The sequence below is a fragment of the uncultured Eubacterium sp. genome (assembly GCF_934561735.1).
Taxonomy (GTDB): domain Bacteria; phylum Bacillota; class Clostridia; order Oscillospirales; family Acutalibacteraceae; genus Eubacterium_R.
The window spans coordinates 1-12,984 of record NZ_CAKTGT010000007.1 but is presented as its reverse complement, the minus strand read 5'-3'; the positions used below and the strand labels follow the sequence as shown (position 1 = coordinate 12,984).

11 protein-coding genes and 1 tRNA gene are annotated in these 12,984 nt (G+C 42.1%); all 12 read right to left on the bottom strand.

The genetic code is table 11. The annotated features are described in order from the left end of the window. Positions 1-153: 153 nt before the first annotated feature. Entirely contained in the window at positions 154-1,152 is a 999-nt protein-coding gene (locus tag Q0E08_RS06610; RefSeq protein ID WP_294778209.1) for a hypothetical protein, read from the bottom strand. Between the two features lie 110 nt (positions 1,153-1,262). Beyond that, positions 1,263-2,060 carry an RnfABCDGE type electron transport complex subunit B gene (locus Q0E08_RS06605; RefSeq protein WP_177665342.1) on the bottom strand — a complete coding sequence of 266 codons (798 nt, stop codon included), beginning with the start codon at positions 2,058-2,060 and terminating at the stop codon, positions 1,263-1,265. A gap of 15 nt (positions 2,061-2,075) precedes the next feature. Further along, positions 2,076-2,654: an electron transport complex protein RnfA gene (locus tag Q0E08_RS06600; RefSeq protein ID WP_177665344.1), complete on the bottom strand. Its 579-nt coding sequence runs from the start codon at positions 2,652-2,654 to the stop codon at positions 2,076-2,078. Further along, positions 2,655-3,317, bottom strand: coding sequence for an electron transport complex subunit RsxE (rsxE, locus tag Q0E08_RS06595; protein ID WP_294778205.1), 663 nt, complete (start codon positions 3,315-3,317; stop codon positions 2,655-2,657). Between the two features lie 18 nt (positions 3,318-3,335). Next, positions 3,336-4,523 (bottom strand): RnfABCDGE type electron transport complex subunit G, encoded by a 1,188-nt coding sequence (locus Q0E08_RS06590; RefSeq protein WP_294778203.1) that lies wholly within the window; start codon positions 4,521-4,523, stop codon positions 3,336-3,338. Then, positions 4,523-5,560 carry an RnfABCDGE type electron transport complex subunit D gene (locus tag Q0E08_RS06585; protein WP_294778200.1) on the bottom strand — a complete coding sequence of 346 codons (1,038 nt, stop codon included), beginning with the start codon at positions 5,558-5,560 and terminating at the stop codon, positions 4,523-4,525. The genes Q0E08_RS06590 and Q0E08_RS06585 overlap by 1 nt, the downstream gene beginning before the upstream one ends. A gap of 2 nt (positions 5,561-5,562) precedes the next feature. Beyond that, positions 5,563-6,906 carry an electron transport complex subunit RsxC gene (rsxC, locus tag Q0E08_RS06580; RefSeq protein WP_294778198.1) on the bottom strand — a complete coding sequence of 448 codons (1,344 nt, stop codon included), beginning with the start codon at positions 6,904-6,906 and terminating at the stop codon, positions 5,563-5,565. 242 nt (positions 6,907-7,148) lie between these two features. Continuing rightward, positions 7,149-9,725, bottom strand: a complete 2,577-nt coding sequence (locus Q0E08_RS06575) for a translation factor GTPase family protein (protein ID WP_294778196.1) — start codon at positions 9,723-9,725, stop codon at positions 7,149-7,151. Between the two features lie 60 nt (positions 9,726-9,785). Then, positions 9,786-10,178, bottom strand: coding sequence for a hypothetical protein (locus Q0E08_RS06570; RefSeq protein ID WP_294778195.1), 393 nt, complete (start codon positions 10,176-10,178; stop codon positions 9,786-9,788). Further along, a complete protein-coding gene (locus Q0E08_RS06565; RefSeq protein ID WP_294778194.1) occupies positions 10,175-11,668 on the bottom strand; it encodes a DNA methylase in 1,494 nt (497 codons plus the stop codon). Before Q0E08_RS06565 ends, Q0E08_RS06570 begins: the two co-directional genes overlap by 4 nt. Positions 11,669-11,913: 245 nt before the next feature. Next, entirely contained in the window at positions 11,914-12,675 is a 762-nt protein-coding gene (locus Q0E08_RS06560; protein WP_294778192.1) for an SGNH/GDSL hydrolase family protein, read from the bottom strand. A 224-nt stretch (positions 12,676-12,899) separates the two neighbouring features. After that, positions 12,900-12,984 (bottom strand) — tRNA-Leu (locus tag Q0E08_RS06555).

The window sequence follows — 12,984 nt, the reverse complement described above, 5'->3', positions numbered from 1 at the left end:
CCCCCGTAGGGGCGAACTGCGTTAGCCTAAAGAGGGTTTCCCCCGTAGGGGCGAACTGCGTTCGCCTATTTTTCCCACAATCGTCATAAATGACGACAGCTCCTCTTGATACAAGAACAAGAGGAGCCTTTGCAATTAGGTTTATTAAATTAATCAGCTGTTGATTGCCTTTGCTGTATTATCTGCAATAGCACTGATTGTGATTGTGCAGCCTGCCTTAAGGTCTGCATCGGATGCACTCATATTTTCGCCGTAGCAACCCTTGATTTCATCAGCTGTTTTGCCGATGCACCATTGCTCATATGCAGCAGCCTGTTCATACCATTCCTTACCGATTGGAGAAGCTGACTTCATTGCATAATCGTCGCCGAGTTCCTTCTTTGACTTAAATGCGCCCTTTTCTACCGTAAACTTACCGTCAGCGATTGTGCACTTAGCCTGTGAAGCATCAATAATGCAAGATGTTACCTTACCGTCTGCATCAACAGTTACGATTGCATAATCTGTATCGTACTGAAGGTTTGTTTCGTTGCTTTCGTAATACTTTGAAGTTGTCATACCGAGCTTAAGAGTATCTGTAGCCTTTGCACCGCAGTCTGTTGCATTTTCAACAGCTTGTGCTGTTACTGTTGCAAAGCCGTTTGCATAAATTGTGCAACCTGCCTTGAGGTCTGCGTCTGAAGCATAACCGTCTTCGCCGATACCTGCTTTAACTTCTTCTGCTGTCTTACCTTTAGCCCAAGCTTCAAAAGCCTCAACCTGCTCGTACCATTCCTTGCCGATTGGGGAAGTTGACTTCATACCGTAGTCTTCCTTCTTCTCGAGCTTTGTTCTGAGGTCAGAAACATCACCGTTATCCTTTTTGAGGTCCGGCTTTGTCTGAGCTTCGTCAATCTTTACATCAATAATTTTACCGTCTGCGTCAACAAGAACAGCTGCACATACAGAATCGATTTCAAGTGCTGTTTCGGATTTATTGTATTCGTCCTCTTTGATTTCGCTTGAAATAGCGTAACCTGTTTTTGCTGTTGCGACAGCGTCTTTGCTTGTGTCTTCGTTTTTACCTGAGTCGTTTGAGCTTGAGCAAGCTGCAAATCCAACTGCCATCAAACCTGCAAGACCGACTGCAAGTATTTTTTTCATTTTAGTCATAGTAATCCTCTCCTTTTTATTATTGCATAACCAAAATGTTAACATCATTTTAAATCATTGACAACAAATTGTCAATATGTTTGTTAAGAAATTATCAAAATATTTTGACATCAATATTTCTTAATAATCTTTCTCGGACACTTTTCGGCACATTTACCGCAAGAAGTACATTTTTCGTAATCAATCTTTGCGATATTATCAACAACAGTGATAGCCCCTGCCTCACAAACCTTTTGACAAATACCGCAGGCAATACAACCTGCTGTGCAGGCATCTCTTACATCCTTGCCCTTTACATGTGAAAAGCACTGAACACGATAATGTGACTCTGCCGGCACAAGTTCAATAAGCTGATGAGGGCAAATTTTTACGCATTTGCCGCAGGCAATACACAAATTTTCGTCAACGACTGCTTTTTTATCGATAATACGAATTGCACCCTCTGGACAAACTCTTGCACAAGAGCCGAAACCGAGGCAACCGTATTTGCAAGCATATGGGCTTGAACCCGGCATAATTGAAGCCGCTGTACAGCTGTCTATACCGATGTAATTATAATCAACGGTTCGCTTATCGCTGTTGCCGTCACATTTTACATATGCAACCTTACGAGTCATCTCGCCAAGTTCCTCGCCCATAATTTTTGCGATTTTTTCGGCAACCGGTTTGCCGCCTACAGGGCAAGACGAAACAGGTGCTTTGCCCGAAGCGATAGCCTGGGCAAGAGCGTCACAACCTGCGTAGCCGCATCCGCCGCAGTTACTGCCTGGAAGTACTTCTCTTACCTTTTCTTCTTTTTCATCTACTTCTACATGAAAAACTTTCTCTGCAATGCCGAGGGCAACACCTACTATCAAACTGATGAGGCACACAACGCCGACGGCAATTAAAATCTCCTTAAAATCCATAAAGCTCCTTTCTGCTTATGCAAAAGCATTGAAGCCGTAGAATGCGATTGACATAAGGCACGCAGTCATAAGAACCGCCGGTGTGCCCTTGAAGCATCCCAAGAAATCATTGTTTTCTGTTTTTTCACGAACGCTTGCCATAATTACAATAGCTATTGTAAAGCCTACGGCAGTACCGAAACCGGTAACAACGCTTGTAATTACATCGTTTGACTGCTGAACATTTGTGAGAGCAGTGCCCAAAACCGAACAGTTTGTTGTGATAAGCGGAAGATAAACACCGAGGCTCTTATAAAGCGACGGAACAACCTTTTTGAGGAAAGTCTCAACAAGCTGAACCAAAAATGCAATTACAACGATGAATATAATTGTTTTTAAATACTCTAAATTAAGTTTTACAATAACATATTTGTAAAGAACGCTTGAAACAAGCGACGAAAGAGTGATAACAAAAACTACCGCTCCGCCCATGCCTGCGGCTGTTTTGATGGATTTTGAAACACCGAGGAACGGGCAAATACCCAAGAACTGACTGAGAACAACATTGTTGATAAGTGCTGTTGTAATCAGTACCAAAAACAACTTTCCTGCCATTTACTTGCCCTCCTTTTCTGCCGACGGACATTCTGCACAATTACCTGTGCAACCTGTCTTTTTCTTATCTTTTTTGCTTACGCCGAGCTTGTTCATAAGTGCGCAAAGAAGTGAAAGCACAAGGAATGCACCCGGAGCAAGAATAAAGATTGAAATAGGCTCGTAGCTTTCAGGCAAAACACGAAGTCCGAAAACCGTACCGTTGCCGAGAATTTCTCTGATAATACCGATAATCGTAAGACCGATTGTAAAGCCGATACCGATACCGACACCGTCAAAGATTGAAAGCAAAACATTATTTTTTGAAGCATACGATTCCGCTCTGCCGAAAATAATGCAGTTTACAACGATAAGAGGGATAAAGATACCCAAGCTGTTGTAAAGCGGAGTAACAAATGCGTGCATAAGCATTTCGACAATTGTTACAAACGAAGCGATAATGATGATATAAACAGGTACTCTGACGCCGTTTGGAATCACCTTACGCAAAAGAGAAATAATCATATTTGACATAACGAGTACCGCCATGGTGGCAACGCCCATACCAAGACCGTTGAGAGCACTTGTGGTTACCGCCAAGGTAGGACACATACCGAGCATAAGCACAAAGGTAGGATTTTCCTTGATGATACCGTTATAAAGTCTTTCTAAAATACCTTTCAAAAAAATCTCCCCCTTCCCTTACTGTGCCTGAACGGTTGCACCCGAAGCTGCATCCGCACCGCTGGATTCAAAGCTGACTTCCGGTGCACCGTCGCCGAATGTATCCATATAGAACAATACAGCGGTATTTACGGCATTTGTAACACCGTTTGTAGTAAAGGTTGCACCCGAAATAGCATCAATTTCATCATCAGCCGTGCCGCCTGCTTTTGCGGTGAGCACACCGACTTTTTTGCCTGCGAACTGACTTGTAAACTCATCTTCGGCACAAGCGGCTCCGTAACCCGGAGTTTCCATTTGATTAACAACGGCAAAGCCCGTAAGTTTATCATCCTTGATACCGATTGCGATTTGAATCGGTGCTGTTTTTGCAAAGCCGATTGCGGTTGTGCTGATTACATAACCCTCACCGCCGTTTACAGCCTTAACCTCTTCTACGGTACAGTTTGCAAGACCGTATTTTGATTCAAGGTTTGCAGTGAAATCGGCAACAAGTTTGTCTGCATTTTCAACATCGGCAAAATCTGTTGCACCCGGATAAGCCTTTTGATAGAATTCCGTCAAATCAGGCTTAGCCATTTCCTGAACACCGCCGCCGAAATTTGACTGATAGAAAATGATTGCGGCATTTACTGCTTCCGTTACTGCATTTGTTGTGATTGTTGCACCCGAAATAGCGTCAATCTCCGTATCGGAAGATGCACCTGTTTTTGTGTAAGACAAAACCTCTGCCGCTTTATCCTTGAACTGATTTTGGAAATCAGGTTCTGCACATTTTGAACCTAAACCTGCTGTTTCGCTGTTGCTGATAACGGTAAAGCCTGTAAGTTTGCCGTCCTTTATACCGATTGCAACATCAATCTCGCCGCCGTAGCCGTTTGGCGAAGTTGAAGCAATGATATAACCCTCTGTGTCACCGCTTGAATTTTTAACGGCAAGGGCCTCGGTTACCGTACAACCGGATAAACCGTTATCTTCAAAAAGTTTGGTTGATTTTTTAATCATTTTATCGAGCCCGTCAATTTCTCCGAACTCGTTTGCATCGGCATAAACAACCTTGTACGCCTCTGCCTTTTGGTTAATTTCTGCCTGTTCGATAGGACCTTTGGTAATTTGGTTTACAACAGCCAAAGCCGCAACGGCAACTAAGGTGATGATAACTAAAACCAATGTGTTTTTGAACAAATTTGACTTTTTATTTTCCATTACTGTGCATCTCCTTTCGCTTTAACGGAGCCGAAAGGCTTTGAAACAGTTATTTTTTCAATCATAGGAACGAGGAGGTTGCAAATGATGATTGCATATGAAACACCCTCTGCGGAAGAACCGACAACTCTGAACATTGCGGTTACAAAACCGAGAACAACGCCGTAAAGGATTTGACCCTTTGCGGTTATCGGACTTGTAACATAATCGGTTGCCATAAAGAACGCACCGACAAGAAGTCCGCCCGACAAAGCCTCGCCCAAAAGGTAATTAACGGTTACCGTATCACCCTGAATAAGGCGGATGATTGCGATAAACGCAACTGTTGAAAGAATATATGTGCCCGGAATACGGATTGAAATAACCTTTTTGATAAGGAGATAAGCCGCACCGATTAAGATGGCAAGAGCCGAAACCTCACCGATGCAACCGCCGTGCATACCGAGGAAAAGTGATGTCAAATCAAGTTCTTTGCCGTCACCAAGCTGTGCAAGAGGAGTTGCACCTGCCACAGCGTCAAGTGCGGTATCGGTTTTGCCTGCCAAAAGATAAAGGCAATCCTTGATTTTGCCGCCCTTGAAAAGTTCGGAAAAAGTTGAACCGTAAACCTTATACATTGCATAATCGCTCATTTTTGAAGCAAATGAAATAAGTAAAAAACATCTTGCACCGAGAGCCGGGTTCATAAAGTTTTGACCCAAGCCGCCAAAAAGCATTTTTACAATGATAATCGCAAATGCACTGCCGAGAATCGGAATGTACCACGGCACGCTTGCAGGAAGATTGACGGCAAGGATAAGTCCCGTTACCAATGCACTGTTGTCAAAAATTGTAATCGGTCGTTTTGTAATAAGTTCAAAGAGAAGTTCAAACAATACGCTTGAAACAACACAAAGAACGGTTACGAAAAATGCAGGAAGACCGAAGTGATAAATACCGAAAGCGAGGATAGGCAAAAGTGCGATTGCAACATCGCCCATAATCGATTTGGTACTGTCCTGTGCTCTTAAATGCGGAGATACCGAAACATTATACATATTTAGTTAACCTCCTGACTTTTTTGCTTGTTAAGTTCTTTTCTTACTTCCGCCTTGCCGACATTAAACAAATGGGTAAGCGGAATTCTTGCAGGGCAAATATACGAGCAGCAACCGCACTGAACACATTCCATACCGCCCATATCTTCAAAAGCGGAATAATTGTTTTGCTTAACGGTTTTTGCAAGCATTTGCGGAACAAGATTTGACGGGCAAACGCTGACACATCTGCCGCAATGAATACAATTTGTAGCTTCAACGGAGGCAACATCGTCCTCTGTAAACGCAAGAATTGACGCAGAGGTCTTTTGAACGGGAACATCAAGATTGCTCATGGCAAAGCCCGTCATAGGACCGCCCGAAATAATCTTGACAACATCGTCTTTAAGTCCGCCGCACTTTTCTGCAACATACTGATGACTGCAACCGAGCGGAACTTTGAAATTGTTGCACTGATTAACGCCGTCGCCCGTTACTGTCATATATCTGTAAATAAGCGGAATATTCTCATAAAGAGCATTGTAAATCGCAAAACAGGTTGACGAATTTAAAACAACGCATTTTGCATCGGCAGGAAGCATTTTTGAATTGATTTTTCTGCCTGTTACGGCATAAATAAGCGAACGCTCGCCGCCCTGCGGATACTTTGTTTTAAGCTCGCAAATATCCATATTGTCATCCGACTTTATAAAGCCTTTGATAACCTTGATAGAATCGTTTTTATTATCTTCAATACCGAAAACAGCCTTTGCGTTTGGCAAAATTCGCTGAACCTGACGAACGGCTTTTACAATCTGCTCGCCTTTTTCAAGCATAATGCGATAATCAACGGTGAGATAAGGTTCGCACTCACAGCCGTTGATAATAAGCGTGTCAATTTCATCGGCATTTTTAGGTGAAAGCTTAACCGCCGTAGGGAAGCCTGCACCGCCGAGACCTACAATACCGGCATCCTTGATTTTTTGAAGAAGTTCCTGCGGTGACAATTCATAAGGATCGGATTTAACACCCATTCCCTCAACTTCCTCATCAAGTCCGTCATTTTCTACAACAATTGACTTAACCGAACTGCCGTTGACAACTCTGCGATTTTCGATTGATTTTACCGTACCCGACACGGAACTGTGCACAGGTGCGGAAACAAATCCGCCTGCTTTTGCAATCATTTGACCCTTGAGGACCCTGTCGCCCGGTTTAACAAGCGGCTCAGCCGGTGCACCGATATGCTGGCTCAAAGGATAAACGGTTACAGAAGAAGCATTAATCGATGTAATAGGAAAATCCTTTGAGAGCTCCTTACCCTCATAAAGATGAAGTCCCTTTTTTAATGCTTTTCTTTTTTTCATTAAAAAACATCCTCTCTACTCTTTTAGACATACTTTGAATATGCTAATTATAATATAGCATATTATTAAGGAAAAAACAACAGGTAAGAATATACAAATGTATAAATTATTATTTGTAGGGTCGAACCGTGTTTGCCTACGGTAAGATAATATCTTTCCACGGGGTTTTGTACTGCGGGCGGATAATATCCGCCCCTACAAAGACAAACGGCTCCTCTTATACAAGAGGAGCCGCATTAGTTTTAATGATTGTTTTCGATTATATTCCGAATGGTTTGCTCGGCAGCGGAAATCTCTGCCTGAAATTCTCGGGAAGAAACACGAAGTGCACCGTTGCCGAGAATAATCACCTGTTCAAGTGCGTCCGAAGTAACAACCCTAACCTTATGCTTTTTAGCCAAATCAAGCGAAGCTTTTTCGATATACATATCTGCGGTTTCGGCTTCTTTGGTATAAACAACGGTGATATTGTTCACCTTTTCGATTTCACGGTGATTGCCCTTAACCTTGTAAGCATCAAAAACAACGATTACCTCGCATTTTTTGTAGCCCTGATAATTACAAAGAATATTGATAAGGGCGTTTCTTGCTCCGTCAATACTGCTTTCGGCAAGTTTATTAAGGTTGTCCCACGCAAAAATAACATTGTAGCCGTCTACCAAAAGATATTCGGGGCCTTCGTACTTAGGCACCTTAGGGAGCTTTTTGGGATTAGGCGTTTTTGCCTTTTCGGTAAAACTGAAATGGCTGTTATTCGGATTTCTGTTTTTAATCGGACCGTAGGTCTGCTCAAAAATTTCCATAAGTTCCTTATCAAGTGCAAACAAATCCTTTTTGTCGGCATAACTTGAAGCACGGCTTTTTGAAAATGTTTGTGCGTACTCGCTTTTAGGCGTTGAAAGAATGCTCGGCAGGTGCATATGACTTTTGACTTCATCCCATTTTACGGTATATCCCGAACCTTTGGAGCAAAATACGGAATCACAAGTGTTATCGGTGTCGCTGTCCGGGTCGTAACCAAACTCGGCAATAACCTCATCGCTGTTATGACAAGGTTCATAGCCTTTAAGTGCACAAACAAGTTTTCCCTTACCGTGGGTGTACATACGCACATCACGGGCATAATCATACATAGTTGAAACAGGAGCACTGCCTGTAAACACGGAGTTTTCTCCATCGGTTTCGGGAGGATTGAATGTGCCGTGCATAAACTGAATATCCGACATTGCCCTGCCGACATTTTCGGTGGGAACTTCAAGAGTAAAGTCATAATAAGGCTCAAGCAAAACGCTTTTTGCACTGTGCAATCCTTGGCGAACGGCACGATAAGTTGCCTGCCGAAAATCGCCGCCTTCGGTATGCTTTGGGTGAGCCTTGCCCGATTTTAATATAATTTCCATATCGGTTATCGGCGAACCTGTTAGAACGCCGACATGTGTTTTTTCATACAAATGAGTGAGAATTAAGCGTTGCCAATTTTTATCGAGAACATCCTCTTTGCACTCTGTTTTGAAAACAAGTCCGCTTCCACGCTTTCCGGGTTTAAGAAGCAAATGCACCTCGGCATAATGGCGTAGCGGTTCAAAATGACCGACTCCCTCAACGACTTCTTCAATAGTTTCTTTATAAATAATACTGCCCTTGCCAAATGATATATCAATACCGAACCTATCGGCAAAAAGAGTTTGCAAAACCTCAAGCTGAATATCACCCATCAATTTAACATGAATTTCGGAATAACGCTCATTCCACTCAACCTTGAGCTGAGGGTCCTCACTTTCCAAAATTTTCATATTTGAAAGCACGGTGTGAGCGTCCGTACCATCGGGAACATTGACGGTATAGGTCAAAACAGGCGTTAAAACGGGCATTGAAGAATTGTCTTCCGTGCCGAGCCCGTCACCCGAATTTGTAAAGGTTATACCGGTAACGGCACAAACAGTACCTGCCTGTGCTTCGTCAACCGCAGTAAACTTTTCGCCCGAATAAAGACGAATTTGATTTACTTTTTCGGCGTTAATATTTTTTTCGCTTTTGAGCACCTCTTTTACTTTAAGAGAGCCGCCCGTGATTTTCATCATGGTAAGGCGTTGACCCTTATCCTCGGAAATCTTATACACCTTTGCACCAAAATCGGTGCCGTATGCAGGCATTTCGGTATAATCGTTCAGCAAATCCATAAAGGCATCCACGCCGTCAAGTTTGAGTGCGGAACCGAACATACACGGAAAGATTTTTCTGCTCTTAACGGCAGACGCAACATCAAATTTGTTAAGAGTACCGTTTTCGTACTTTTCAAGCAAAGATTCGTCACATAAGGCGATATTTTCGTTAAGCTCATCATCGGGCAGATTAAAGTCAATACAATTATCGCTGAGTTTTGTTTTAAGTTGACAGAGAGCAACATCTCTGTCTGCACCGTCCAAATCGGTTTTATTAACAAAAATAAAGCACGGCACATTGTACTTTGCAAGGAGTTTCCACAGAGTTTGAGTGTGGCTTTGAACGCCGTCGGTTGCACTGATAACTAAAATTGCATAATCAAGCACCTGAAGAGTTCGTTCGGTTTCTGCCGAAAAATCAACATGCCCCGGTGTGTCAATAAGCGTTATATCCGTATCCTTGTATTTGAGAAGTGCCTGCTTTGAAAAAATTGTGATGCCTCGTGAGCGTTCAAGAGAAAAAGTGTCGAGAAAAGAATTTTTGCTGTCTACCCTGCCGAGTTTTGAGATTGTGCCCGAAAGATAAAGCATAGCCTCTGACAAAGTTGTTTTGCCCGAGTCAACATGAGCAAGTATGCCGACAACGATTTTTTTCATTTTCTCACCTCACGATAATTTATACATAACATAATAGCATATCGCAAGGTGAATGTAAAATTATATTTCTATTTTTAAAATATCGTTTACCGGTATTTCGGTATTGTCAACAGTGACGGATTTGTTGAAAGTGTCAATTTTCTTCACCGTTCCTTTTTTTGTAACATAAGCACCGCCCGATTTTAATTTGTCGGGCACAAAATAAGTAATTGACACCTCCGAAATTTCATTGATATTGTAGGATATATACTGCAAGGCTTCGTTTAAAATTTCTATCTCGTTTTCATCAAGGATTATCTTTTTATCGGTAACTCTGGCGGTTTCGGCAATTTCGTCCTCAAAACCTTTGAGTGCGGCAAAGGAGGCAAACTGTGCGGAGCGTTGAGCCATTGAAAGATGTGCACGCCTTGTGGATATATGGTGCGGCAAATCTATAATATCATCATATTTCATTCTGCCTTATGACCTCCGACCTGATTATTGCGTTCTACGGTTGTGGCACAATCCTGCAAATTCGTACCCTTTAAAATTGCGTTTTTGCCATAGCGTTTTTGAATGCGGAGCATTGCATTTTGCAGGCTTCGTTCTTTTTTGAGAGCGTCCTCCTCGGCTTTGATTTTGGAATAATCGGTAAACAAATCAAGTTGAACATTGTCGGATTCCGTCTTATTTTCATCGGTTATATGATTTGCGCAAATACTAACTTTGCGAACGGAAAGACTGCGGTCGGCAATCCTGTAAAACACATCCATAGCGGCTTTTACAATAAGCTTTGATGACGAAGTAAGGCGATTGATATTGCCCGTTCCGTGAGCGTGCTTGGGAATTTTTCTGCCGTAGCCGTCCACGGTGATTTCGCCCTTATAGCCTTTCTTTATATTTTCCGTATCATAATTAAGAGTGAGGACAATTTGGTTGGTGTTTACCTTTTTATCCACCAAATCGAGAGCCAAAAGTTCTGCCATTTCACGCACGATAACAGCGGTTTCATCAAAACTGTACGGACGGGTAAGCACCTGACCCGAGCTGATACTTTTGGTATCGGGCTTATATGATTTTACATCATCTATGGTGCAAGGTTCCCAGCCCCACGCATGGTCTATTAGAAGTTCGGCATTGATTCCGAAAAGTTTATACAGCAAATTCTCGTTGTAAAATTCCGAATCACTCCCGAGCGAGCATTTTGCAATATCGCCCATAGTGTAAATGCCGACGCTTTCAAGCCTTTTGCCGATACCTCTGCCGACACGCCAAAAATCGGTAATCGGGAGATAATCCCACAACAATTTGCGATAAGACATTTCGTCAAGTTCGGCAATACGCACGCCGTCCTTATCTGCCTCAATATGCTTTGCGACTATATCCATTGCCACCTTGGCAAGATACATATTTGTGCCGATGCCTGCGGTTGCGGTTATGCCTGTTTCAGCAAGCACGGCTTTTATCATATCCATAGCAAGTTGATGTGCCGTAACACCTCTTGAATAAAGATAATTTGTTGCGTCTATAAACACCTCGTCAATCGAATAAACCAAAATATCCTCAGGTGACACAAAATTTGAATATATGGCAAAAATCCTGTTACTGTACTTTTTGTAAAGGTTCATTCTCGGCGGAGCAACGATATACGACAGTTTAAAATAATCATCCTTGAGTTCATCGGCATTGTACGATTCGCCTTTAAAATCGGCATAATTAATATTAAGCTTGCGGTTATTGTTAACCTGTTTTACACGCTCGATAACTTCAAAAAGCCTTGCTCTGCCCGAAATACCGTGAGCCTTCAGCGACGGCGACACGGCAAGGCAAATCGTTTTTTCGGTTCTTCCCTCATCCGCTACAACAAGATTGTTTTTCAGCGGGTCAAGTCCTCGCTCAACGCACTCCACAGAGGCATAAAATGACTTTAAATCTATTGCGATATATGTTTTTTGCTTTGCCATAAAATGCACCTCCGCAGAAATATTATTTAACGCTAAATACATTATATCACAAAAAAACGAAATTGCAATACAAATGTTCGAATTTATACAGAAAGTGTATTTTCGGCATATTATAGTTTGTTAGGAAGGTTCTGAATTTCATTTTCTTGCGAGCGGGTGCTATAAAAAATACCGCAAACTCAATGTTTGCGGCATTAAACAGGCATTATTATTTATTAGCATGTTTTAGAAGTTTTATCAACAGTTTAATTTATATATTTCTCAAGCTGGCGGCGTATAACCGGAGTCCACCATTCCCTGTACCCTCTTCTGGTAGGATGAATTTCATCAATCATATAAGTTTTTCTGTCATTATCGGAAACATTTTGCATAGACTTGTTATTCCACAAATCTATAACATCTATATTCCATTTTGATTTAAGCTCGTTGAGAGCATCAACCATTTTTGCGTAATTATCGCTGTCATATTTAACATTGGTATAAAAAATAACAGGACAATTCCATGTGAACTTTGCATAACAAATAATATATTCAACTGCACCTATGACGGTTTTTGTATCAAAATCATCAAGGCTGTAGCTGTCCGAAATTTTGCCGAGCGGTTTTTTCTTTGTAGCATCGTTGGTAGAAAGCTGGCACACAAAAGCATCTACCGCAGTTGCGGTGTCTATCGCTTTCATACGGGAGATATAGCTGTTTTTGCCGTTATCAACAAGGGTGGTGCCCGACTTTGCCTCTTTTATCGGAATAACGCCGTCTTGGTATTCAAGATAATCAACAAACGAATCACCGAGAGCACCGTAACCGTATGTTACGGAACTGCCTAAAAAAATAATTCTTTTGCCGTAAAGCATACTGTCCGTTTGAGTGCTTTGCTCGGGACTGTATTTAAGGCTGTTGCCTTTATTAAACAAACCGAAAATTCCGCCGACTATTGCAACGGTTAATATAACCAAAGCGGTAAACACCGCCGTAACTACAGTGAATATCTTTTTTCTTTTACTCATAACAACTCCTAAAACAACAAAAGCACATCTTACCGATGCGCTTTAAAGCAGTCATCACTGTTTCTCCTCAAACCGATAACTTACAATATATTTTACAATGCGTCACGCGAATTGTCAATTATAAACAAAATTATTAATAATTTGTTTATGCTTTTGTTGAAAATGCAAACAAAATATCCACAGCATAAAAAAATAGCAATCACCAAATGGTAATTGCTATTTTTTGGTGCGAGAGACGGGACTTGAACCCGTACGAGTCGCCCCACACGCCCCTCAAACGTGCGCGTCTGCCGATTCCGCCACTCTCGC